Source organism: Citrobacter freundii complex sp. 2025EL-00176, assembly GCF_053309355.1.
Map to the genome: position 1 here is coordinate 1 of NZ_JBRYHT010000020.1, position 24,496 is coordinate 24,496.

24 protein-coding genes are annotated in these 24,496 nt (G+C 52.6%); 8 read left to right on the forward strand and 16 right to left on the reverse strand.

The window, feature by feature from the left end; genetic code table 11:
- Window positions 1–236: 236 nt before the first annotated feature.
- From sbp to ACVXHP_RS22830, 4 genes are all read left to right on the forward strand, one after another.
- Window positions 237–1,226 carry a sulfate/thiosulfate ABC transporter substrate-binding protein Sbp gene (gene sbp, locus ACVXHP_RS22815; RefSeq protein WP_047025897.1) on the forward strand — a complete coding sequence of 330 codons (990 nt, stop codon included), beginning with the start codon at window positions 237–239 and terminating at the stop codon, window positions 1,224–1,226.
- A 104-nt stretch (window positions 1,227–1,330) separates the two neighbouring features.
- Window positions 1,331–2,080: a CDP-diacylglycerol diphosphatase gene (locus ACVXHP_RS22820; protein ID WP_447572221.1), complete on the forward strand. Its 750-nt coding sequence runs from the start codon at window positions 1,331–1,333 to the stop codon at window positions 2,078–2,080.
- Window positions 2,081–2,153: 73 nt separating this feature from the next.
- Window positions 2,154–3,458, forward strand: coding sequence for an SLC13 family permease (locus ACVXHP_RS22825; protein WP_316129565.1), 1,305 nt, complete (start codon window positions 2,154–2,156; stop codon window positions 3,456–3,458).
- Window positions 3,459–3,571: 113 nt separating this feature from the next.
- Window positions 3,572–5,044, forward strand: coding sequence for a DASS family sodium-coupled anion symporter (locus ACVXHP_RS22830; RefSeq protein WP_304702905.1), 1,473 nt, complete (start codon window positions 3,572–3,574; stop codon window positions 5,042–5,044).
- A gap of 40 nt (window positions 5,045–5,084) precedes the next feature.
- Here the strand turns inward: ACVXHP_RS22830 and tpiA are convergent, their stop codons facing one another.
- Together tpiA and ACVXHP_RS22840 are read right to left on the reverse strand one after the other, a co-directional pair.
- Window positions 5,085–5,852, reverse strand: a complete 768-nt coding sequence (tpiA, locus tag ACVXHP_RS22835; protein ID WP_038635981.1) for a triose-phosphate isomerase — start codon at window positions 5,850–5,852, stop codon at window positions 5,085–5,087.
- A 108-nt stretch (window positions 5,853–5,960) separates the two neighbouring features.
- Window positions 5,961–6,560, reverse strand: coding sequence for a YiiQ family protein (locus ACVXHP_RS22840; protein WP_079225710.1), 600 nt, complete (start codon window positions 6,558–6,560; stop codon window positions 5,961–5,963).
- A 100-nt stretch (window positions 6,561–6,660) separates the two neighbouring features.
- Between ACVXHP_RS22840 and ACVXHP_RS22845 the strand changes: the two genes are divergently transcribed.
- Window positions 6,661–7,089, forward strand: coding sequence for a DUF805 domain-containing protein (locus ACVXHP_RS22845; protein ID WP_038635986.1), 429 nt, complete (start codon window positions 6,661–6,663; stop codon window positions 7,087–7,089).
- Between the two features lie 33 nt (window positions 7,090–7,122).
- Here the strand turns inward: ACVXHP_RS22845 and fpr are convergent, their stop codons facing one another.
- From fpr to ACVXHP_RS22865, 4 genes are all read right to left on the reverse strand, one after another.
- A complete protein-coding gene (gene fpr, locus ACVXHP_RS22850) occupies window positions 7,123–7,869 on the reverse strand; it encodes a ferredoxin--NADP(+) reductase (RefSeq protein WP_038635988.1) in 747 nt (248 codons plus the stop codon).
- Between the two features lie 95 nt (window positions 7,870–7,964).
- Window positions 7,965–8,975 carry a class II fructose-bisphosphatase gene (gene glpX / locus ACVXHP_RS22855; RefSeq protein ID WP_038635990.1) on the reverse strand — a complete coding sequence of 337 codons (1,011 nt, stop codon included), beginning with the start codon at window positions 8,973–8,975 and terminating at the stop codon, window positions 7,965–7,967.
- Between the two features lie 134 nt (window positions 8,976–9,109).
- Window positions 9,110–10,618 (reverse strand): glycerol kinase GlpK, encoded by a 1,509-nt coding sequence (gene glpK, locus ACVXHP_RS22860; protein WP_003028792.1) that lies wholly within the window; start codon window positions 10,616–10,618, stop codon window positions 9,110–9,112.
- A gap of 22 nt (window positions 10,619–10,640) precedes the next feature.
- Entirely contained in the window at window positions 10,641–11,486 is an 846-nt protein-coding gene (locus ACVXHP_RS22865) for an MIP/aquaporin family protein (protein WP_038635996.1), read from the reverse strand.
- Between the two features lie 428 nt (window positions 11,487–11,914).
- Here ACVXHP_RS22865 and zapB point away from each other — a divergent pair, with 428 nt between their 5' ends.
- Window positions 11,915–12,160, forward strand: a complete 246-nt coding sequence (gene zapB, locus ACVXHP_RS22870) for a septal ring assembly protein ZapB (RefSeq protein ID WP_019077914.1) — start codon at window positions 11,915–11,917, stop codon at window positions 12,158–12,160.
- A 216-nt stretch (window positions 12,161–12,376) separates the two neighbouring features.
- Here the strand turns inward: zapB and rraA are convergent, their stop codons facing one another.
- The 10 genes from rraA to priA all read right to left on the reverse strand — a co-directional run bounded on the left by rraA (window position 12,377) and on the right by priA (window position 22,991).
- Window positions 12,377–12,862, reverse strand: coding sequence for a ribonuclease E activity regulator RraA (gene rraA, locus ACVXHP_RS22875; RefSeq protein WP_008787034.1), 486 nt, complete (start codon window positions 12,860–12,862; stop codon window positions 12,377–12,379).
- Between the two features lie 961 nt (window positions 12,863–13,823).
- On the reverse strand, window positions 13,824–14,324 hold the full coding sequence (locus ACVXHP_RS22880; RefSeq protein WP_447572222.1) for an Hcp family type VI secretion system effector: 501 nt from the start codon (window positions 14,322–14,324) through the stop codon (window positions 13,824–13,826).
- A 13-nt stretch (window positions 14,325–14,337) separates the two neighbouring features.
- Window positions 14,338–14,679: a putative T6SS immunity periplasmic lipoprotein gene (locus ACVXHP_RS22885; protein ID WP_220137863.1), complete on the reverse strand. Its 342-nt coding sequence runs from the start codon at window positions 14,677–14,679 to the stop codon at window positions 14,338–14,340.
- Complete coding sequence (locus ACVXHP_RS22890; protein WP_447572223.1) at window positions 14,676–15,227, reverse strand: type IV secretion protein Rhs; 552 nt, start codon at window positions 15,225–15,227, stop codon at window positions 14,676–14,678. Before ACVXHP_RS22890 ends, ACVXHP_RS22885 begins: the two co-directional genes overlap by 4 nt.
- 357 nt (window positions 15,228–15,584) lie before the next feature.
- Window positions 15,585–16,514 carry a 1,4-dihydroxy-2-naphthoate polyprenyltransferase gene (gene menA, locus ACVXHP_RS22895; protein WP_047025891.1) on the reverse strand — a complete coding sequence of 310 codons (930 nt, stop codon included), beginning with the start codon at window positions 16,512–16,514 and terminating at the stop codon, window positions 15,585–15,587.
- 67 nt (window positions 16,515–16,581) lie between these two features.
- Complete coding sequence (gene hslU / locus ACVXHP_RS22900; RefSeq protein ID WP_003028803.1) at window positions 16,582–17,913, reverse strand: HslU--HslV peptidase ATPase subunit; 1,332 nt, start codon at window positions 17,911–17,913, stop codon at window positions 16,582–16,584.
- Between the two features lie 9 nt (window positions 17,914–17,922).
- The gene (gene hslV, locus ACVXHP_RS22905) at window positions 17,923–18,453 is read right to left on the reverse strand and encodes an ATP-dependent protease subunit HslV (RefSeq protein WP_003028805.1); all 531 of its coding nucleotides are present in this window, start codon (window positions 18,451–18,453) and stop codon (window positions 17,923–17,925) included.
- Between the two features lie 91 nt (window positions 18,454–18,544).
- A complete protein-coding gene (ftsN, locus tag ACVXHP_RS22910; protein ID WP_072055793.1) occupies window positions 18,545–19,519 on the reverse strand; it encodes a cell division protein FtsN in 975 nt (324 codons plus the stop codon).
- 93 nt (window positions 19,520–19,612) lie between these two features.
- The gene (gene cytR / locus ACVXHP_RS22915; RefSeq protein WP_042313387.1) at window positions 19,613–20,638 is read right to left on the reverse strand and encodes a DNA-binding transcriptional regulator CytR; all 1,026 of its coding nucleotides are present in this window, start codon (window positions 20,636–20,638) and stop codon (window positions 19,613–19,615) included.
- Between the two features lie 154 nt (window positions 20,639–20,792).
- A complete protein-coding gene (gene priA, locus ACVXHP_RS22920; RefSeq protein WP_447572224.1) occupies window positions 20,793–22,991 on the reverse strand; it encodes a primosomal protein N' in 2,199 nt (732 codons plus the stop codon).
- A gap of 205 nt (window positions 22,992–23,196) precedes the next feature.
- Between priA and rpmE the strand changes: the two genes are divergently transcribed.
- Together rpmE and ACVXHP_RS22930 are read left to right on the forward strand one after the other, a co-directional pair.
- Window positions 23,197–23,409, forward strand: coding sequence for a 50S ribosomal protein L31 (gene rpmE, locus ACVXHP_RS22925; protein ID WP_008787040.1), 213 nt, complete (start codon window positions 23,197–23,199; stop codon window positions 23,407–23,409).
- Between the two features lie 338 nt (window positions 23,410–23,747).
- A complete protein-coding gene (locus tag ACVXHP_RS22930) occupies window positions 23,748–24,428 on the forward strand; it encodes an oligogalacturonate-specific porin KdgM family protein (RefSeq protein WP_447572225.1) in 681 nt (226 codons plus the stop codon).
- Window positions 24,429–24,496 lie beyond the last annotated feature (68 nt).

The window sequence follows — 24,496 nt, forward strand, 5'->3', positions numbered from 1 at the left end:
GGCGCTGTGACTGGTCGTGCCTGCAATCCGTAACCGCGAAACGTGAAAAGGCTTGCAGGCAATAACAGTATCTACAGGTTGCAGAGACTTGTAGGCCGGATTAGGCGCTGGCCGCCATCCGGCAATCCCTCAGATTTATTCCTCGAAGTTATAGCAAATCTTTTTTTATTCTTTAATGTTTGGATCGCTTTCTGGCACGCTTTGCTCATCACAACACCACATAAGAGAGCTGGGCGATGAACAAATGGGGCGTAGGGTTAACATTATTGCTGGCATCGACCAGCGTTCTGGCAAAGGATATTCAGTTACTTAACGTATCGTACGATCCAACGCGTGAACTGTACGAGCAGTACAACAAAGCTTTTAGCGCGCACTGGAAGCAGGAAACCGGCGACAACGTCGTGATCCGCCAATCGCACGGCGGCTCGGGTAAACAGGCGACTTCCGTCATTAACGGCATTGAAGCCGATGTCGTGACGCTGGCGCTGGCTTACGATGTGGATGCTATTGCTGAACGTGGTCGTATCGATAAAAACTGGATCAAACGTCTGCCGGATAACTCAGCACCTTACACCTCCACCATCGTTTTCCTGGTTCGCAAAGGCAATCCAAAACAAATTCATGACTGGAACGATCTGATCAAACCGGGCGTGTCCGTCATTACGCCAAACCCGAAAAGCTCAGGCGGCGCACGCTGGAACTATCTGGCAGCATGGGGCTACGCCCTGCATCACAACAATAACGATCAGGCCAAAGCGCAAGACTTCGTCAAAGCCTTGTTTAAAAACGTTGAAGTGCTGGACTCCGGTGCGCGTGGTTCAACCAATACCTTCGTTGAACGCGGTATCGGTGATGTGCTGATCGCCTGGGAAAACGAAGCGCTACTGGCGACGAACGAACTGGGTAAAGATAAATTCGAGATAGTCACCCCGAGTGAATCTATTCTCGCGGAGCCGACTGTTTCCGTGGTCGACAAAGTGGTCGAAAAGAAAGATACCAAAGCGGTAGCGGAAGCCTACCTGAAGTATCTCTACTCGCCGGAAGGTCAGGAGATAGCAGCGAAAAACTTCTACCGTCCGCGTGATGCTGAAGTGGCGAAGAAATACGAAAATGCCTTTCCGAAGCTGAAGCTGTTCACCATTGACGAAGAGTTTGGCGGCTGGACGAAAGCACAGAAAGAGCACTTCTCTAACGGCGGTACGTTCGACCAGATCAGCAAGCGCTAAATAAATCTGTGAGTTACCAACCCGGTGGCATAACGCGACCGGGTTTTTTATTTGTCATGGTTTTGCGTTACTCTTGCCCCTCAATAGGATACAGGGAACGCGTAATGAAAAAAGCAGGCTATCTTTTACTGGCGGTGATTGTGGTGGCTGCCGCTGCTGGCATTGGTTACTGGAAATTCACCGGCAACCCGGACGCGTTACGCCAGATTGTTCTTCAGCAATGCATACCGCACCAGTTGCAGCAGCAGGATCCCGCACCGTGCGTGGAAGTGAAGCCAGACGCCGGATATGTGGTGTTCAAAGATCGTAACGGTCCGCTGCAATATCTGTTGATGCCGAGTTACCGTATCAATGGTACGGAAAGCCCGCTGCTGTTGGAATCAGGCACGCCGAACTTTTTCTGGCTGGCCTGGCAGGCGCGTAGCTTTATGAGCCAAAAATACGGTCAGGAGATCCCTGACAAAGCGGTATCACTGACCATTAACTCGCGTAGTGGGCGTACGCAAAATCACCTGCACATTCATATCTCCTGCCTGCGGACCGATGTCAGAAAGCAACTGGATGACAACATGGCGAAAATCAGCACCCGCTGGTTGCCTTTGCCGGGTGGATTACGCGGGCATGAATATCTGGCGCGTCGCGTCACGGAAAACGAACTGGCGCAACGCAGCCCGTTTATGATGCTGGCGGAAGAAGTACCGGATGCGCGAGAGCATATGGGCAGCTATGCGCTGGCGATGGTGCGCCAGAGCGATGAGTCCTTTGTCCTGCTGGCGACCCAGCGTAACTTGCTGTCGCTGAATCTCGCCTCTGCTGAGGAAATTCAGGATCATCAATGTGATATTCTGCGCTAACCCTACCTAATCTGGCGTTTACTCCACATGCCTGTCCCCGTATTCTTGTTGAAAAAAACAACAGGAGACAGGCATGTCGCTCTGGCTTTCACACCCTCTGTTTATTCCTTCTCTGGTGGTTGGCATCACCATTATTCTCTGGGCGACGTCGCTGCTGCCGGAATTTATAACGGCGCTGCTGTTCTTTGCCGTGGCGATGGTGGCCAAAATCGCGCCGCCGGATGTGATTTTTGGCGGCTTTGCGTCGTCGGCGTTCTGGCTGGTCTTCAGTGGATTCGTACTGGGTATCGCGATTCGTAAAACGGGATTAGCGGACAGGGCGGCGAGGGCGCTGTCATCGCGATTGACCGACTCCTGGCCGTTAATGGTAGCGAGTGTGGTACTGCTAAGTTATGCGCTGGCGTTTGTAATGCCGTCCAACATGGGGCGCATTGCGCTGCTGATGCCGATTGTTGCGGCGATGGCGAAACGGGCGGGAATTAACGACGGCACGCGAGCCTGGTATGGTCTGGCGCTGGCCGTCGGGTTTGGGACGTTCCAGCTTTCTGCGACGATTTTACCCGCTAACGTGCCGAATCTGGTGATGAGCGGCGCAGCGGAAGGGTCTTACGGTATCCACCTGAATTATCTGCCCTATTTACTGTTGCATACGCCGGTTCTGGGCTGGCTCAAAGGCGCGATACTCATCGTACTTATCTGCTGGCTGTTTCCTGGCAATCCCCATGCGCCGCGCGATCTGACGCCGCCTGAGCCGATGAGCCGGGATGAAAAACGTCTGGCATGGATGTTAGCGGTGGTGTTGTTTTTGTGGGTAAGCGAAAGCTGGCACGGCATTGGTCCGGCGTGGACCGGACTGGCGGCGGCGGTGATCACGCTGCTACCTCGGGTTGGCTTTATTAATGGCGAGGAGTTTTCCAGTGGGGTCAATATCCGTACCTGTATCTACGTGGCGGGTATTCTGGGGCTGGCGATCACCGTCACGCAGACCGGTATTGGCAGTGCGGTGGGCGAGGCGCTGTTACAGGTGATGCCGCTGGACGCGGAAAAACCGTTTACCAGTTTCCTCGCCCTGACCGGCATTACCACCGCACTCAATTTTATTATGACGGCAAACGGCGTTCCGGCGCTGTATACCACGCTGGCACAAAGCTTTGCCGATGCGACGGGATTCCCGCTGCTGTCGGTGATTATGATTCAGGTGCTGGGATATTCCACACCGCTGCTGCCGTATCAGGCTTCACCCATTGTTGTGGCGATGGCGCTTGGGAAAGTGCCTGCGAGGGCGGGGATGCTGCTGTGTATTGCGCTGGCGGCGGCAACATATCTGGTGCTTCTGCCGTTGGATTACCTCTGGTTCGGTATGCTGGGTAAATTATAACTGTATCTAAATGTTAATTTTTTGTTTTGTGAGATGATGAATTGTTTTATTTGGGCTGATGGCGGTTAATACCGGGGCGCAGATTTGCGCACTGGAAACTCAAGGATTGATTCATGGACAGTTTGACCCCTATCCGCTGTTGGCCTGCCATCATTTCGCTCGCGATCACGCTGACCATCTGGTTTGTTATCCCGTGTCCGCCTGACGTCACTCCGCAAGCGTGGCATCTGCTGGCGTTGTTCATTGGTACGATCGCAGCGATTATCGGTAAAGCCATGCCCATTGGCGCCATTGCGGTTGTGGCGATTATGCTGGTGGCGATGACCGGCGTCACCAACCCCGGTAAACCTTCGGCTGCGCTGAACGATGCCTTGAGCGGCTTCTCTAATCAACTGATTTGGCTGATTGGTTTATCCATCATGCTGTCGCAAAGCCTGTTAAAAACCGGGTTGGGCGCGCGTATTGGCTACGGGTTTATTGCGTTGTTTGGTAAAAGAACGCTGGGGATTGCGTGGGCATTAACCCTTGCGGAAACGCTGATTGCGCCGGTTACGCCAAGCAACACGGCACGTGGCGGCGGTATTATCCACCCGGTAATGCGCGCGATTGCGGAAAGCCTCGGATCGCAACCGGGCAACAACGAGAATGGCTCAACGGGTCGCTATCTGGCGCTGGTGAATTACAACATTAACCCCATCAGCTCGGCAATGTTCATCACCGCGACCGCGCCTAACCCTTTAATCGTTAGCTTTTTAACGAAGGGGACGGATGGTGTGCTGAACATGACCTGGGGAATGTGGGCTATTGCGGCGCTGCTTCCCGCGGTGGTCTCGCTGGTCGTCATGCCGATTGTTATCTGGTGGCTCTACCCGCCAGCCATCACTCGCACGCCAAATGCGCCTCAGTTCGCACGGCAAAAACTGGAGGCGCTAGGTCCGCTTTCACTGGCAGAGAAAATTACCCTGGCCGTCTTCATTTTGCTGCTCTGCCTGTGGGCGGGCGTTCCTGCAATGTTGATGGGCAGCGGCTGGGGTGTAAATCCTACCAGCGCCGCGTTAATTGGTTTGTCGATTCTGTTGATGGCGGGCGTATTAAGCTGGGATGACATTCTTAAGTGCCGTGGCGCGTGGGATACCATAGTCTGGTTCGCCGCGCTGGTGATGATGGCGGATTTTCTCAGCAAACTGGGGCTGGTGGGATGGCTGGCAACCAGCGTGGGTAGCGCCATCGACCATCTTGGGGTGCACTGGAGTATCGCGACGCTACTGCTGATCCTGCTTTACGTCTACTCGCACTACTTTTTCGCCAGTACAACTGCGCATATTACGGCGATGTTCGCTGCGTTCTTCGCCGCAGGATTAGGCCTGGGCGCGCCGCCGGCGCTGCTTGGGTTGATGCTCGGTTTCTCTTCTTCCCTGATGATGTCGCTCACGCACTATGGCACGGGTACTGCGCCTATCATCTTTGGTTCAGGCTATGTCACGCTGGCGGAGTGGTGGAAAACGGGGCTGGTAATGAGCGTGGTCAACCTGACCATTTGGGGGGTAACCGGCGCCTTCTGGTGGCACTGGCTGGGATACTGGTAAACCTAATGCGACGGGAGGAGTACTCCTCCCGCCATACAACTTAAGCCTGTTTAGCGGCTTCTGCTGCTTTAACGATGACTGCGAAGGCGTCTGCTTTCAGAGAAGCACCGCCAACCAGCGCGCCGTCGATGTCCGGCTGAGCGAACAGTTCTGCTGCGTTGCCCGCGTTTACGGAACCGCCGTACTGGATGATAACTTGTTCAGCGATTTTCGCGTCAGCTTTAGCAATGTGGTCACGGATGAATTTGTGAACAGCCTGAGCCTGAGCCGGAGTTGCAGATTTACCGGTACCGATAGCCCATACTGGTTCGTAAGCGATGACTACGCCTTCGAATGCCGCAGCGCCCTGAGTTTTCAGAACGGCGTCGATTTGACGTGCGCAGACTTCTTCAGTTTTGCCCGCTTCGTTTTCTGCTTCGGTTTCACCGATGCACAGAACGGGAGTCAGACCCTGCTCTTTCAGCACAGCAAATTTCTTCGCGATCAGCTCGTCAGACTCTTTGTGGTAAGTACGACGCTCAGAGTGACCGATAATGATGTACTGCGCGCCGATATCTTTCAGCATTTCAGCGCTGGTTTCACCGGTGAATGCGCCAGACAGGTTCAGGTCAACGTTCTGCGCGCCCAGGATGATGTGGCTACCGGCAGCGGCGTGTTTCGCCAGGTCGATATACATTTCCGGCGGAGCAATCGCTACTGCACAGCCAGCAACGCCAGCCAGTTCTTTACGCAGATTAGCAACCAGTTCGTTTACCATATGGCGGCTGCCGTTCAGTTTCCAGTTACCCATCACTAAAGGATGTCGCATTTCATTTCTCCACGCTTGTCAGCGAATTAAGGAATATGGCCGCCCGTCAGGGCAGCATGGTCTGTGAAACAGTATAGAGATTCATCCCCAGAAAGGCTTTGCTTTTTGTCACTTATTCGACCCTTCGAGGTTTTCAGATAGAGCCAGCTTAATCGGTTCAACAGCGAAGGTCAGCCCCTTTTCACCGTTATCTGCTATGACATAGCGAATAGCGCCTTCTGTTTCGGCGTAATAGTGTTTACCTTTGCCGGCGGCGAGCAATTTTTGCAGCTTTTTCTGACTTTGTTCTTTTGTCAGCAGCGGCGCGACGGTGTGAATGACGGCGGTCATGTATTCCAGCGCTTTCGCTTTCGCTGCTTTTTGTTCAGGCCCCTGAATCGGCAGCCAGGTGATCTGCATACTTTTTATTTTCAATGTACCGCGTTCAAGCGCGGATGACGCATACAGATTTTCGTTGATTTTGCTGGCGGCACGGGTGAGATTCGCCCGATCGCGGCTGCTGTCGATGGCGCGGAATTCATTGAGGATAAGCTTCGGATTCTGCGTATTAAAGTTTTCACGAAACTGGCTAATCGATAGATCAAAAGTCGGCGCGCCCGCCAGCAAATAGGGGGCCGTGATTGCCGTCGATGGCTCTTCCGCCTGCGCCGTAGTGCTTACGGTTAAGGCTGAAAACAGTAATAAAAACAGTGTAAATCCTTGCTTCATCAATCGTACCTTTCTTTATGACTGCTCACGATTAAAACGGTAACCGTCCGGCTTGTCAAAAGGGTAAACTGTCCTGGAAGGTAATAATAAAGGAACCTACATGACCATACAGCAGTGGTTATTCTCATTTAAAGGGCGTATTGGACGCCGTGATTTCTGGATTTGGATAGGTCTGTGGATCGTCAGTATGCTGGCGTTGTTCTCCCTGGCGAGTAAGCAATTACTCGATATTCAAACCGCGGCATTTTGTCTGGTGTGTCTGCTATGGCCGACGGCGGCGGTGACGGTAAAGCGTCTGCACGATCGGGGACGTTCAGGAGCGTGGGCGTTATTGATGATTCTGGCGTGGATGCTGCTGGCCGGAAACTGGGCGATGTTACCTGGCGTCTGGCAATGGGCTGTAGGCCGTTTTCTTCCGACGCTGATTCTGGTCGGTATGCTTATCGATCTGGGCGCGTTTGTCGGCACCCAGGACGAAAATAAATATGGTAAAGATACGCAGGACGTAAAGTACAGAGCTGACTCGTAGGCCGGATAAGCGTAAGCGCCATCCGGCAAGCCCTTACCAGTAGTGTTCAGCGGTCATATGGCCTGGTCGACGGCGCAGGTGTTTGGTCATTTGCCGGGTCTCTTTCAACAGTTGCTGCGTGTCGCGTACCATTTGTGGATTGCCACACAGCATTACGTGGCTGGTTTCTTTATCCATTGGCAAACCTACCGCTTTTTCCAGCTCACCGCTTTCAATCAGCGCAGGCACTCGCCCGGTCAGCGAATTTGCCGCAGTTTCACGGCTAACAACGGTCTGGATACGTAATTTACCTTCGTAGCGCTTTTCCAGCGCCTGCATCAACGGCAGATAGCTCAAATCGGCGGCATAGCGCGCGGCGTGGACCAGCACCAGATTTTTAAACCGATCCAGATCTTTGCCTAACTGCAGAATCGACAAATATGGGCCGATAGCCGTGCCGGTCGCCAGCATCCACAGCGTGTCGCAGTCGGGGACCTCATCCAGCACGAAGAAGCCAGCGGCTTCACTTACCACCTGAACGTCATCGCCAGGCTTCAGCGCGGCCAAACGCGGGCTGAGTTTGCCGTCGGGAACCGTCACCAGATAAAACTCTAAATCGGGATTGTCGGGCGCATTCACGTAGGAATAGGCGCGCTGGACGCGCTCGCCGTCGATTTCAAGGCCAAGCTTGGTAAACTGACCCGCAGTGAAAGGAAGAACCGGAGCTCGCACGGTCAAACTAAATAAGGCATCGGTCCAGTTCTGCACCTTTGTGACTTTGCCTGTTACCCAATCTGCCATGGTTTTCTCCTGTCTGCTTTGATTGCCTTATCTTCGTTCGTTGGACGAAAGATTTCCAGCCCGGATGGGCTGGAAGGCTCTATTGATCAAATCAATTACAGGATGTGCGCCTGCACATCGGGATCTTTGCGATCGAGATAGTGAATCGACTGAATGCGGCGGATTGTGCGCGATTTGCCGCGGATCAGCAGCGTTTCGGTGGTGGCGATATTGCCTTTGCGGCTAATGCCTTCCAGCAGATCGCCTTTGGTGATGCCGGTGGCAGAGAAAATGACATTGTCGCTGCGCGCCATTTCGTCCAGACGCAGCGCTTTGCCCGCCTCAATGCCCATCGCGGTGCAGCGGGCCAGTTCCTGTTCGCCAATACGGCGGTTTTCTTCGCTGTCGCCTTTGACGTCATGACGCGCCAACAGACGGCCCTGCATATCGCCATCCAGCGCGCGGATAACGGCGGCGGAGACCACGCCTTCCGGTGCGCCGCCAATGCCGTACAGCACGTCAACTTCGCTGTCAGGCATGCAGGTCAGAATGGAGGCCGCGACGTCGCCATCGGGAATAGCGAATACGCGCACGCCCAGTTTGGTCATCTCTGCGATAACGTCATCATGGCGAGGTTTCGCCAGAATAGTGACGGTCAGGTCGCTCAGGGGTTTGTTCAGCGCGGCGGCAATGTTACGCAGGTTGGCTTCCAGCGACAGGTTCAGGTCAATGGACCCTTTTGCGCCTGGGCCGACAATCAGCTTTTCCATATACATGTCCGGCGCGTTCAGGAAGCAGCCTTTGTCGCCCACGGCCAGTACCGCCAGCGCATTTGCCTGGCCCATTGCCGTCATACGCGTGCCTTCGATGGGATCGACAGCAATGTCTACCGCATCACCAAGCCCCGTACCGACTTTCTCACCGATAAACAGCATCGGCGCTTCATCGATTTCACCTTCGCCAATGACGATGGTGCCGTCGATGTTGACCTGGTTAAGCATAATACGCATGGCGTTCACCGCCGCGCCGTCAGCGGTATTTTTATCGCCGCGGCCCAGCCATTTATAGCCAGCCAGCGCGGCCGCTTCGGTCACGCGTGAAAATTCAATGGCAAGTTCTCGTCTCATTGCAAACTCGTAGCTGAAAGGAATGGCGCGAAGTGTAGCACAGGGGAGGGGACTCGATTATTGATGTGTGTGCGGGGTTACCCCGCACGAAGAGATTGCCGGATAAGGCAAAGTCGCTATCCGGCAATGACGTATTACTCGTCGTGATCTTCCCACGCCATGGCGCGTTTGACGGCTTTTTTCCACCCGCTGTAACGGAAGTTACGTTCGGTGGTTTCGATGCCAGGACGGAATTCACGCTCGATGACCGCTTTTTCCTGCAGCTCATCCAGGTTTTGCCAGAAGCCGACCGCCAGACCGGCGAGGTACGCCGCACCCAGCGCAGTGACTTCGCGGACTTCCGGGCGCTCAACGCGCGTGCCGAGAATATCCGACTGGAACTGCATCAGGAAGTTGTTAGCGACCGCACCACCATCGACGCGCAGGGCGTGCAGACGAATGCCGGAGTCAGCCTGCATCGCTTCCAGTACGTCACGGGTCTGGTAAGCGATAGACTCAAGCGTTGCGCGAATGATGTGATTGGAGTTTACACCACGGGTCAGACCGAAGATGGCGCCACGCGCATACGGGTCCCAGTACGGTGCGCCCAGACCGGTGAATGCCGGAACGACGTATACGCCGTTGGTGTCTTTCACTTTGGTGGCGAAATACTCAGAGTCGAATGCATCGCTGATGAGTTTCATTTCATCACGTAGCCACTGGATAGAGGCACCCGCCATAAACACTGCGCCTTCCAGCGCGTAGTTCACTTCCCCGGTCGGTCCGCAGGCGATGGTGGTCAGCAGCCCGTTTTCGGACTTAACGGCTTTCTCGCCAGTGTTCATCAGCATGAAGCAGCCGGTACCGTAGGTGTTTTTCGCCATCCCTTCCTTCACGCACAGCTGGCCGAACAGCGCCGCCTGCTGGTCACCGGCGATACCGGAGATAGGAATACGAATGCCACCCTTACCACCGATGTTGGTCTGGCCGTACACTTCAGAAGAACGACGCACTTCTGGCAGCATGGCACGCGGAATATCCAGCGCATCCAGCATCGTGTCATCCCAGTCCAGGGAGTGGATGTTGAACAGCATGGTACGTGAGGCGTTGGTGTAATCCGTGACGTGTACGCGTCCCTGAGTCATTTTCCAGATAAGCCAGGTATCTACGGTACCGAACAGCAGTTCGCCGCGACGAGCGCGCTCACGCGAGCCTTCTACGTGGTCGAGGATCCACTTCACTTTGGTACCGGAGAAGTACGGGTCAATCACCAGGCCCGTGTTGTTACGGATGTACTCTTCCATACCGTCGCGCTTGAGCTTTTCGCAGATATCCGCGGTACGACGACACTGCCACACAATGGCGTTATAGATAGGTTTACCGGTCTCACGTTCCCAGACGATGGTGGTTTCACGCTGGTTGGTAATACCGATCGCGGCAATTTCATCGGAACTGATATCGGCTTTCGCCAGCACTTCTACCAGCGTGGAGCTTTGGGTTGCCCAAATTTCCATTGGGTCGTGTTCTACCCAACCGGCTTTCGGGTAGATTTGCTCGAATTCGCGCTGTGAAACGGCAACGATATTCGCATCGTGGTCCATTACGACCGCGCGGGAGCTGGTGGTGCCCTGGTCGAGCGCAACGATATATTTTTTTTCAGTCATAATTTTTTGTCCCGTAGTCACATTACTGCGAAGCTTTTTGTTGAGTGTTGGCCGCAACGTCTTTTTCTTCAATCGCGCAGACATCGCACGGCAAATGACGACCAATCAGTTTGCGGTAGGCCCATGCGCCTAAAATTGCGCCGGTAATTGGGCCAAACACCGGTACCAGGAAGTAAGGGATATCACGACCACCGGTGAAGGCAATCTCACCCCATCCGGCCAGTCCGGCGAAGAGTTTCGGTCCGAAGTCACGCGCCGGGTTCATCGCAAAACCGGTTAGCGGACCCATGGAAGCACCAATAACGGCAATCAGTAAGCCGATCAGCAGTGGTGCCAGCGGACCACGAGGTACACCGTTACCATCGTCGGTCAGGGCCAGAATAAGCCCCATTAGAATAGCGGTAATGACCATTTCAACCGCGAAGGCCTGCACAAAATTGATATGCGGGTTCGGATAGGTGGAGAAAGTACCTGCCAGACCCAGGCTTTCCGTACTGCCACGCACGATATGGTTGGTTTGTTCGAAATCGAGGAAAAGATTGTAATAAAGCCCGTAAACCAGTGCCGCTGCGCAAAAGGCGCCGGCAATTTGCGAAATAATAAAAGGGACGACTTTGCGTTTATCAAAACAGGCAAACAGCCAGAGTGCGATGGTGACCGCTGGATTCAGGTGTGCACCAGAAACGCCTGCGGTCAGATAGATAGCCATCGCTACCCCCAGACCCCAGATGATGCTGATTTCCCACTGACCAAAAGTAGCCCCGGCCACTTTGAGTGCAGCGACACAGCCCACACCGAAGAAAATCAACAACCCGGTACCGAGGAATTCAGCAATGCACTGGCCTTTTAAGGTTGATGTTTGACTCATAATCGGATCCTGAAGAGAGTTTAATGTTTATTGTGTGCGAGAAGGTCACTGACATCCCCGGAGCCGGTAGGCACACTGTTAATTTATCGTTAACGCTCAAAAACGAGAAATATCGAAATTAAAATGTGTGTACTGCATCAACAAAATGAGCGTTTTCGCGCCATTCCGCGGTATTTGTTATACAAAAATAGTGTGAGCTGAATCATTTCACCGAACAATCTCTTAACACTTAAGCGTTATGACAGTCATGTCACCAGGAGAAAGACTAAAAGTGTTGCAAACCGCAATCTGCGCGGGATGCCGCTGGACAGGGATGACGCGGCTTCATACAATCGGTGTTAAGTAGAGTGCGCTCGTTTTTATTAAGGCGTCGCCGGTTATCGGGACGAGGATTTTTATCCATCAACGCCTTGCAATTCAGGAGAGGTATGACGATGTCATTAGAAGTGTTTGAGAAACTGGAAGCAAAAGTACAGCAGGCGATTGATACCATCACGCTGTTGCAGATGGAAATCGAAGAGCTGAAAGAAAAGAACAACTCACTGTCGCAGGAAGTTCAGTCTGCACAGCAGCAGCGTGAAGAACTGGAGCGTGAGAACAACAATCTGAAAGAACAGCAGAACGGCTGGCAGGATCGTCTGCATGCCCTTTTAGGTCGTATGGAAGAAGTCTAATTACGCTTCATCTTTCGCGCCGTAGCTGTGTTGGCTGCGCTCAGTTACCCCAGTCACGTAGTTTACTACGTTCCTGGGGATACCTTCGTTTGCCGCCTTGCTACAACACGAAATCTTTCGCGTAATCGCTCCTCTTTGTAGGCCGGATAAGGCGTAAGCCGACATCCGGCAATCAGCGACAACGTATAAAAAAGGCACCTTGCGGTGCCTTTTTGATCACTCGATATCGAGCGGGTCTTCGGAGAGGATTATCCCGGTGTTGTCGGCGTACAGGTGGTCGCCGGAGAAGAACGTCACGCCGCCAAAGTTGACGCGCACATCGCTTTCCCCAATGCCTTCACCTGAAGCGCCTACCGGAATTGCGGCAATCGCCTGAATGCCAATATCCAGTTCTTCCAGATCGTCTACCTGGCGTACTGAGCCGTAGATGACCAGACCTTCCCATTCATTCTGTACGGCCAGCCGCGCCAGTTCGGCATCGACCAGCGCACGACGGACAGAACCGCCGCCATCGACCAGCAGAATGCGACCACGGCCGTTTTGTTCGAGCAGATCGTACAGCAACCCGTTGTCCTCGAAACATTTTACCGTGATGATTTGTCCGCCAAACGACGACCGTCCCCCAAAGTTAGAGAACAGCGGTTCCACGACGTTGACATCTTCCTGATAGATGTCACAAAGCTCGGATGTATCGTATTTCATAGGCTTAACGTTTAGTTGCTGCGAGAATTTTTAGTATATCGCGCTATGTGTACTGTTGGCAAAATCATCAATTGTTAATTAGTGTCCAGATCAATAACTATTCGTATTTTTCATTGAAAAACAGGTAATCACTGATTTTTAAAACAGCCGATAATGACCTACAATTACCCGTATGTCCCCTCTGTAAAGTATCCCCGAGGTATCTCCGGAAGATTGCTGGAGCATAAAAGAAAGCCCTATGAGAACGATCAGATTCACCAAAGCCGTGCTGATGGAACTCCCCCGTTCCTGATGCCGGCAAACGCCTTGAATATGCTGATAGTGTCGTTAATGGGTTGCGGCTGCGCGTTACGTCTAGTGGCAGCAAAAGTTTTTGTGTGTCCCAAAGCGTGACGGAAAATTTTACCGTGTGACGTTGGGCAAGTTCCCGGATATGACTATTGAGCAGGCCAGAGAGCGGGCATATGGTTTGGTGGCCCGTTCAGGCGTGAAGAAAAAGGCAGTAAAGCCCAGATTTATGGGCACGTGTTCTGCGTGCTGTCTATCGCTATGCATATGATAGCTACCGTGATAAAGATGGTGGGAGATTGTTACTGGATCCGCCCACAACCATTTTAAGTACAAAAATGCTTTGGAATGGAAATACACGGAGAACAACTAAAATCAGAAATAATGATTTAGGCAACTGGCTCAAGGTCCTTGATACCGTAAGACAATGGGCTATAGCAGGCTATAAAACTGATGTGTTGATGGGGGGAAGCCCAACCGTACGGAAATGTACGCTAAGAAAGTAACCTTATGATTTAACTCTATAAAATTGTTTAATTATTGGTTTGATTTACGTTGATTTGATGGCCAAGTACGCTCGTATTGCAAGTAAGCGTGTTCGGGAATAGCGACGAGTATTGCAGGCAGTCTGCTAAGTGGTCTTTATTTCAGCATCTCTGCCTGCCAATTCGATTTACCTCTGCTGCTGGTTGTAACCAACCGGGCGGCTCCAGTCATCATCGTATTTGATATTCCCTTCGATATAAAACCACTCAATGCCTGAGTAGGTGATGGCGATATTTTCCATTATGCCCGGAGTGTGGGAACCCGGCATATAAGCATGAGCAGCATTGACGGACATGATTACGATGTTGTTAAGCGTAATTCGGTAAATCTCGTATTCGACACCCGCCTCGTTGATGTCGTAATAGTGGATTACTGCCTTTTGCAGCTGCTTACTTTGGCAGACTGCAACCGCAAAATATGGCGAGGTCTTATCGCTCTCTTTGTGCAGGGTAAAAGCGTTGTGTTCGCGCGAACCCATCAGCTTACCAGTGTTGCGGCATGTGTTTTGGTACACACCGTAACTGCTGTTCATGATTTCAATTGCACCCTCACGGCCCAGCGCCATGCAACTGCCTTTGATCAGCTGTCCATTTTCATCATAAATATACATATAAGCTGGTAATGACATTATATAGATCTCGTCATTTTGTGCTTAATATTTGCCCGTTTCTGTCAATGAAAAAGTTGTAACGGTAATTCTTTCCGTTCAACGTGTATGAAGCCGCATAGATATAGCCCGGCGTTATCGGTATTTTTAAGCACGTTTCAGGATAGGAGAGTGCTACATGCGAATTTTCCGCCAATGTCTTGTATTCATTCCCCTGCTCAGAATAAACGCCGTATCGGCTCAGAACGTCCGATTTATTAACAGAGAAGCAAAGCGAATTATTTATAATAGGGAAACTACGCCATGGGGGAACGCTGTCGCCAGCGCCACACCCAGCCAGCGCAAAAAAGGCAGGAATGAGAAAGTAGTGTTTCAATGCGGGAACCTCCCTAATACTTTCTCATAGCGGGATATGAGGCTAAGGACAGGCTCAGATGGATCGTAATCCTTGAGGCGATACAAATCAGAGCGGTTGCCGAATTCATACGTTTTAAGCAGCCAATAATCAGCCACCATTGCAGCCTGCTGCTCTAAGCCGTAATCCAAGAGTATGGCCTTATCCAACGTGTAATAGTAATCAACTGCCCAAGAGAACAGTCCCCGCATCCTTACCATCATCCCGCGCTGATGCTGCCAGACGTGCATCATTTCATGTAAAAAAAGATGCTGCCCACCAACGCGATCGTTATTAACATGCGGCTGTGAAAAGTCAGGCTCATAAGTACCTTCCTGAAAGTACAATTCGCCGTTGGGCGTCATGGCGTAGTCGTTCTTTTGGAGGTTGAAAGGTAGATAGCTGCTGCGGTGGATCCAGACTTCGTTATAGCGGAGGGTGAAAGCGTAGAGGGTACGGGCCAGGTTAATCTCACCAAGCGTTAACAGTCGTAACCCGCCCCGGTCTATATCGTTCATTTCCATTATCATTGGAGACATCATCCATTGGTAAAAACACCTTAATACGCCTTAAAGTAAATTTTTCCGTGTTAAAAAATGCGGGAAATATCCGAAATTGTTACAAACTGCGGTTACGCCGCTTCTAGCGTTAAGCCCCTGGTTTGGGGAGCAACTGTACGAGATCGTACGGTTGGGCGTCAGACCCCGTGATCGGTTAAGTAAGCTGGGAAACGCTGATTTTAGGACTTATAGGTCACGGTGTTTACCGTTCGTTGGTATCCCCGGAAAATATAAAAAACATGGAAAAACCTCGCGCCCCTCTATTTGTAAGGGTTGCGAGGTGTTATGCGATTCTAAAAATTGAAATTGTTAATTGATATTTGTCAGTTAAAGAGACCACTGACTTAAGAAAATCCCAACGACAAACAGCAGGTTAGTTAATAGTGCCGCTTTTACGGTGCGTTCCAGCATCGGGCGCATTGCCTCAGGGTTCATCTCACGCATCACGTAACGTGCCTGTTTGAAAAGCAGCGGAGCGGCAAGAATAAACAGCCATCCCCACAGGCTTTGCAGCGAGAACAGGTTAAACAGCGCCAGGCAGACCAGCGTACCCATCAGCAGGCAGGCATGATATCGGCGGGCATTGACGGCGCCTAAACGCACGACCAGCGTGTTCTTGCCATTCTCCCTGTCGCTGTTGATATCGCGCAGATTGTTGACGTTGAGCACGGCGGTTGCCAGCAGGCCGCAGGCGGTGGCAGGCAGAATCAGCGCCGGAATCAGCGTATGTGCCTGCAAATACCAGCTTCCCATCACGCTGAGCCAGCCGAAGAATACCAGCACGGAAATATCGCCCAGACCGATATATCCGTAAGGGCGATTACCCACGGTGTAAGTGATCGCGGCGATAATCGACAGGCCCCCGAGCACCAGGAAACCGACAAAATCCGCCAGCGTGTGACAGGCCACAGCAACCAGGGCCAGACCCGACAGACAGATCAACACCACGGTGACAATCAGCGCGCGCTTCATCTGCTGTTGGGTGATAACCCCTTTTTGCATACCGCGCAGCGGTCCAATGCGGTCGGGCTTGTCGCTGCCTTTGACGGCATCGCCATAGTCGTTAGCGAGATTGGACAGAATTTGCAGCAGTCCCGCCGTAATTAATGCCAGCAGAGCAACCAGCGGATCGAAGTATCCTTGCCACCATGCTAATGCCGTACCGACGATGATCGCCGCGAAGGCGAGCGGTAAGGTCTTAGGTCGTAAACTTTCCAGCCAGGCTTGTGAGCGGCTAATTTGTTGTTGTTCAGTCATATTTAGCGCCAATAAAAATGGGGCTTTATCAGCCCCATCAACAGTGATGAAAATGCATTGAACGCGATTATAGGATAAAACGGCTCAGATCTTCATCTGCGACCAGCGCATCCAGATGTTTGCTCACATATTCGGCATCAATTGTGATGCTTTGGCCGTTCAAATCGCTCGCATCATAGGAAATATCTTCCATCAGACGCTCGAGAACGGTGTGCAGACGACGCGCACCGATGTTTTCGGTGGTCTCGTTAACCTGCCAGGCCGCTTCAGCAATGCGTTTAATGCCCGATTCGGTGAAGTTAATGTCCACACCCTCGGTCGCCATCAGCGCTTTGTACTGAACGGTGATGGAGGCATTCGGTTCGGTCAGGATACGCTCAAAATCGCTGGTGGTCAGCGCCTGGAGTTCAACGCGAATCGGCAGACGACCCTGCAGTTCCGGAATCAGGTCAGACGGTTTAGCGACCTGGAATGCGCCAGAAGCGATAAACAGAATGTGATCGGTTTTCACCATGCCGTGCTTGGTAGAGACCGTGCAGCCTTCAACCAGCGGCAGCAGGTCGCGCTGTACGCCTTCACGGGACACGTCCGGACCAGAGGATTCGCCGCGCTTACAGATTTTGTCGATTTCATCGATAAACACGATCCCGTGCTGCTCAACGGCGTCGATTGCTTCCTGTTTCAGCTCTTCCGGGTTGACCAGTTTGGCCGCTTCTTCTTCAATCAGCAGCTTCATCGCGTCTTTGATTTTCAGCTTACGCGGTTTTTGCTTCTGACCGCCCAGGTTCTGGAACATGGACTGCAGCTGGCTGGTCATCTCTTCCATACCCGGAGGCGCCATGATTTCAACGCCCATCGGTGCGGCGGCGAGATCGATTTCGATCTCTTTATCGTCGAGCTGGCCTTCGCGCAGTTTTTTACGGAACGCCTGACGCGCAGCAGAAGGTTCTTGCGGCTGCTCAGACTGTCCCCAGTTATTTTTAGCCGGTGGGATTAGCACGTCGAGAATGCGCTCTTCCGCCATCTCTTCAGCGCGGAAGCGGTTTTTCTCGATTGCCTGAACGCGAACCATCTTAATGGCAGCATCTGTCAGATCGCGGATGATCGAGTCAACTTCTTTACCAACATAGCCAACTTCGGTGAATTTGGTTGCTTCAACTTTGATGAATGGCGCGTTGGCCAGTTTTGCCAGACGACGGGCGATTTCGGTTTTACCGACGCCGGTCGGGCCAATCATCAGAATATTTTTCGGCGTCACTTCATGGCGCAACTCTTCGTTGAGCTGCATACGGCGCCAGCGGTTACGCAGGGCAATCGCCACGGAACGCTTAGCGTTATCCTGGCCAATGATGTGTTTGTTCAGTTCGCTGACAATTTCGCGTGGGGTCATTTCAGACATGGGGGATCCTTACGCTTTGGAGTTCAATTCTTCGATGGTATGGAAGTGGTTGGTATAAATGCAGATATCCCCTGCAATATCCAACGCTTTCTCAGCAATCTCGCGCGCGCCAAGCTCGGTGTTTTCCAGCAGAGCGCGTGCAGCAGCCTGGGCGTAGGGACCGCCGGAGCCGATGGCAATCAGATCGTTTTCTGGCTGGATGACGTCGCCGTTACCGGTGATGATGAGTGATGCCGTTTCATCTGCGACGGCCAGCAGCGCTTCGAGTTTGCGCAGCATACGGTCGGTACGCCAGTCTTTGGCCAGTTCAACGGCCGCTTTCACCAGGTGACCCTGGTGCATTTCCAGCTTGCGTTCGAACAGTTCGAACAGCGTGAATGCATCCGCAGTACCGCCCGCAAAGCCCGCAATGACTTTGTCGTTATACAGACGGCGGACTTTCTTCACGTTGCCTTTCATTACGGTGTTACCCAGTGTGGCCTGACCATCACCGGCGATTACCACATGGCCGTTACGGCGTACGCTTACTATTGTTGTCACGAGCAGACCCCTTGGTTACAAATGCAGAATACAGGCCCCGCACAGGATGCGGGGCGTAATGCAAGTATAGATGGGGGGGATTTTGGGGGTTTCAACCCCCAGTAGCGAGTCGAATGCAGTTTGTGTGACCAGCAACCTTGAGGCGGCTGATGGTGTTGTCAGCATTCTCTTTGCCTTTGACCGGACCAATGACCACGCGATTCCAGCCGTTGTTGGTGGTGATACGCGAGTTGAATCCTTCGAAGGCCAGCTGTGCGCGCACGGTTTCTGCCTGCTCAGCGCCTTTAAATGACCCGCACTGAACCATCCAGCGGCGTTCATCTTTTTTCTCAGCCGTCTGTTTTGGTGGTTGCGTTTCATTCGTTATTGGCGCGGCCGGTTGCGTTTTCGGCTGAGCGGCGGTGGTATGCGCAGGCGTTTGCAGCAGATCCTGATACGGCTGTTGCGCCGCCGGTTTTGGCTGCGGTTTCGGCTGTTGTACCGGTGCGGTTTGCGCCGTACGCGTTTGCGGCTGCTGGTACGGCTGTTCCGTTGCCCGTTGGCGTGGCTGTTGAGCCTGCTGCTGCGTAGTGTTCCACTGCTGCTGTTGCACCTGACGCTGACGCTGCAGCGTTTGCTGGCGTTGCTCAGGCGTTTGTTCGTTCCATGGTACTTCGTTGAGCTGCGTTGGCTGTTGACGCATATCAGCCTGCATCTGCGCCAACAACTGGCGCTGCTCATTGGTTAACTGGTCGGCGTTCAGCACCTCGCCGCCGGCGGACGGTTCGGTAGGCGCGCGTACGCCAGGCTGACGGCTTTCCAGCTCTTTGATGTATCGCCAGCGCTCTTCCGGTTTTGGTGGAATGCCATTGCCGGTGACTTTCTGGTTTTGCAGCGTTTCGGACTCTTCTTTCTTGTGATGCGTAATGAAGTACAGACCACCGATAAAGGTCACGAGTACGGCTGCAGCAATAGCAACCATAGCGGGCGATACCGCAGGTGTATTGCGTTGTTTTTTCCGTGATGTGCTCTTTTTGCGCCGCGAAGGTGCCGGTTGGCCGCGACGTACATAATCTCGTTGTGCCACTATCGTTTCGCTGTATTTATTCGTTCGTCAGCCCGCCATGTTACTTAAGCGGCGGGCCTTTGACCAGACAGGGGAGTCCGAAAGCACTTTACTTTACGTCAGTGCCCGGGTTGTACCCCGAATAATAAGCTCGCAGTCCAGTAAACGTGAGCCACTGCTGACGTTCTGGCCTTGTAATTGATCGAGCAGTAACAGCATAGCTTCACGTCCGATATCGAAACGCGGCTGTGCGACGGTTGTCAGGGGTGGATCACAAAATTCCGCGAGCGAAATGTTATCAAAGCCAATGATCGATAAATCGTCGGGCACCTTCAGGCCCTGACGTTTGGCGTAAGAGAGGGCACCAAGCGCCATGACATCGCTGTGACAAAAGACCGCGGTAGGCGGCTGTGGTAGCGCCAGGAGCTGTTTAAGCGCATTGGCTCCCGCTTCATAGGTAAAGTCCCCGCGCGCGATGAAATGCGGATCGACCGTAATTCCGTTGCGGCGCAGTGCCTGAACGTAACCTTGCAGACGGTAATGGCACAGCGGCATATCCTCTGGTCCGGCGATACAGCCAATGCGTTTATGTCCCAGTTCCAGCAGATAGTTCATCGCGTTAAAGGCGGCGGTGAGGTTATCAATGTGCACGGTGGGGAGTTCCAGCTCTGGCGCGAACTCGTTGGACATAACCATCGGCGGTAAATTACGCTGCTCTTCCACGCTGGCATCAAACGGCAGGCGCGAGCTGAGCAGCACCATACCATCGATCTGCTTGGTGATAATGAGGTTAAGAAAGGTCTTTTCCTGCTGATTCTGGTGCGCGCAATCGCCGATAAGCACCAGATATCCCTGTTCTGCGGCGGTGACTTCTATGCCACGAATGACTTCGCTAAAAAAAGGATCGCAGATATCGGGCACAATCACCAGGATGGTACGTGACTCATTACGCTTTACGTTGCGTCCCATCGATTGAGGTAGATATCCCACTTCCAGAGCAGCCTGCTCAACCTTGTTACGGGTTGACTGCGAAACTTTGTCTGGGTTCATTAATGCGCGGGATACGGTTGCCGTTGAGACTTTCGCCTTCAGAGCAACATCTTTCATCGTAGCGGCGGCAACCTGCTTATTCGGTTTCACTCTTTCTCCTCGCCAGGGCGGCTGGCACAGACTCGTCCCTGGATAACCTTCATCTGAAACATTTTTATCAGATAGTGAATGGAAGCGGTTACAGAATTTTCATAAAAAGTGTGATGGATATTTAATTTTACGATCCGCCTCGCATCGTGAGGGATTATCCCTCGATGGGATCGACATCCAGCACCCATTTAACCTTACGTGCATCGGGTAACGTATTGATCAGCGCCAGCGTGCCGCTGACGATATGCTGCAGGCGAATTCGCGACGGGTGCTGCAACAAAATTTGCCAGCGATAGCGACCGCCACGTTTGGGGGCCAGCGCGGGAACCGGGCCTAACACCCACAGTTTTTCATCGGCCAGCGGACTGGCCTGAATCAGATTTCGCAACTGCTGCAAGAACATCGGCGCATGCTGGTTGTTGTGATCTTCTGCCCGCACGATGACATGGCTGGTCCATGGGGGAAGCTGGAGCGTTTGCCGCTCGGCCAGCGCTTGCTCAGCAAATGCGTCATAACCTTTATACAGCAAGGTTTGCAGCAGCGGATGTTCAGGGTGGTGCGTTTGCAGCACCACTTCGCCCTGTTTCCCGGCGCGCCCGGCACGCCCGGAAACCTGCGTATAAAGCTGGGCGAAGCGTTCTGCCGACCGGAAATCTGCGGAGAACAGCGCGCCGTCAACGTCCAGCAGCGCCACCAGGGTGACGTCCGGGAAATGGTGGCCTTTTGCCAGCATTTGCGTGCCGATCAGGATTCGCGCGCCGCCGCGGTGTACTTCCGCCAGATGCTGCTCCAGCGAGCCTTTACGGCTGGTCGTGTCGCGATCGATGCGTGAGATTGGCACGCCGGGGAAAAAAGGCGCCAGAGCTTGCTCAAGCTGTTCGGTGCCGAGTCCTACCGGAACCATATGCGTTGAGCCGCAGGAAGGGCACTGACGCGGTATCGGACGTTGACTGTCGCAGTGGTGGCAGCGCAGATGGTGCTGCGCCTGATGCAGCGTGTAGTAGTGATCGCAGCGCGGGCATTCAGCAATCCAGCCACAGTCGTGGCACAGCAGGGCAGGAGCAAAGCCCCGGCGGTTTAAAAACAGGATCACCTGGTTATCCGCCTGCAAGTGCTGACGCATACGAGTGATAAGCGCAGGGGCGAGTCCGGCCTGCACCTGCTGACCTTTCAGATCCAGCACGTGCTGGGTGGCTGGACGCGCATTCCCGGCGCGGCGCGTCAGGCGCAGCATGCGGTATTTTTTCTGCCGCACGTTGCACAGTGTTTCCAGCGCTGGGGTGGCTGAGCCGAGAATGATGGGAATTTGTTCGCTATGGGCGCGGTAAACCGCGAGGTCTCGCGCATGATAGCGCCAGCCTTCCTGCTGTTTATAAGAGCTGTCGTGCTCTTCGTCGATGACAATCACGCCCAGATTTTTAAACGGCGTAAACAGCGACGAGCGCGTGCCAATAACAATCGCCGCTTCGCCATTTTTCGCCTTCAGCCATGCCGAAAGACGTTCACTGTCATTTAAACCAGAGTGCAGGACTTCTACCGGCGCATTGAAGCGCTCGCGAAAACGGGCAATAGTTTGCGGCGTCAGGCCAATCTCCGGCACCATTACCAGTGCCTGTTTGCCCTGGGCGAGCACATTTTCCAGTACGCTTAAATAGACTTCTGTTTTACCCGATCCCGTCACGCCCGCTAATAGCCAGGCGCTAAAACTGTCCGAGGCGCTGTGGATCGCCCCGACGGCGGTAGCCTGCTCGGTGTTCAGCCGCAGACGCTCACCGGAAACCGCGTAGTGCGTACGCCAGTCGCTAAAGCCTGGCGTTTCGCTTGCCAGATCGCACAGGCCTTTTTTACGCAGCGCCTGCAAGGCGGCGTCATTAAATTCCAGCTCTGCCACCTGGTCGCGCCAGATTTTTCCCTGGCGTAATGCTGCCAGCGCCTGCTGCTGCTTGGGAGAGCGCTTCAGGCCGTTGAGATCAATAACCTGGCCCTCTTCAGTGGCAAACCAGTACCACATAGGCGCGTTGCTAGCCGGGCGTCCCTGGCGTAGCAGAATCGGCAGGGCATGAAACAGCACGTCGCCAATAGGATGATGATAATAGTCAGCTGCCCACAACAGCAGACGCCAGACGGAGGTCGAATAGACCGGTTCGCTGTCCAGCACTTCGAGAACGGCTTTTAATTCGCTCCGCGGCAGTTCGCTGTGCTCGCTGACGGAAAGGACGATGCCCACGCGCTCCTGCTGCTTGCCAAAAGGCACGCGTACACGACACCCGGCTTTGGCGCTCATGCCTTCGGGCAGGAGGTAGTCAAAGGTGCGAGGTAGCGGAACGGGTAAGGCAACGTGCGCAACGGGCATTGAATCATCCTGACTTGAAATCTGGCGGGTTAGTATACACATTAGTGGAGGGTAGAATGCGGATCAGTTTGCATGAGCAGGTTAATTTCTGTATGATTCGCCGCCTTTGATGCAAATTGATTGCGTCAAAACTATACTATTAACATCGCGTGGTGTCTGGCGTTAGGGCTGGAAGAGCGACGCGGCCTTAAACCGAGGTTTTCCCATGAAAAAAGATATTCACCCGAAATACGAAGAAATTACTGCAAACTGCTCTTGCGGTAACGTCATGAAAATCCGCTCTACCGTCGGTCACGATCTGAACCTGGACGTGTGCGGTCAGTGCCACCCGTTCTATACTGGCAAGCAGCGTGATGTTGCTACCGGTGGCCGTGTTGATCGCTTCAACAAGCGTTTCAGCATCCCAGGCAGCAAATAAGTTTCAGCTGTCAGAAAAAAGCGCCTTATGGCGCTTTTTTTGTATCTGCGCTTGAAGACTGAAATTTATATTGATTTGTTGAATAGTGTCTTTTATTTAATAAATAAAACAGCGTTTTTATTTTTTAGGTAAAATGTTTCTACTGGTGATCTGCGTCATTTTTATCTTCTGATTTCTGCCACTCATGCCAATTGTTGGCAAAATACCAAAGGTTTCTGCTTTCTTTCTAAAATACACTTTCGTGGAAATATAAAATTATTCTTAATCCTTCATCGTTTCCCATTAATGGACGGAACGAGATGGGTAATTTTCTTGATTTAGTGTGAAGAGGGATTGTCATGAAATTTAAATCTGCGTTATTACTGATTCCATTATTCTCTGTGACCGCGCAAGCGGGTTATGTTGATTATCGTCATGAATATTATGACGATGGGCGTAATTACGATCGTGTTTATATGTCTCATCGTTTTGCAACTGGTTTTGGTGTAGCAGTCGAAGCCATTTCACGTTCCGAAGATACGCAATCTAATGATGCGTGGAATAATATGGAAAGTAATGGCAACGAGTATACGGCAAGCTACCAGTTTACCTGGCGGGATCTTATCTGGCAGCCGGGTATTGCGATCGAAACGGGCGATAACATCACGATTTATAAACCTTATATCCGCGTGCAGTACAATATCAATGACCGCTGGTGGACTGCGTTCCGCTATCGTCAGGAGTACACGCGTCGAAACACTGACGGCAAGGATGACCGCATGGTCTACCGTCCGGAAGCATGGCTCGGTTATAACATTCATGACTGGATGTTTGAGCTTAACGGGATTTATAAAATTGCCGATAGCGAAGACTTATATAACAACCGGAAAGATGATTATGAATATAACTTCCGTGTGGCTTATAACATAGGTTCCTGGATTCCATTTGTTGAGGTTGGTAACGTTTCCTCCGGTTATAATACCACCACCACAGACGATCGCCAGACTCGTTATCGTGTCGGCCTCGGTTATAACTTCTGACCGTTAATATTCTGCATTGCAGTTTATTACGCTGAGTATCGGTATATACATATAGTTTGCGTGAATAA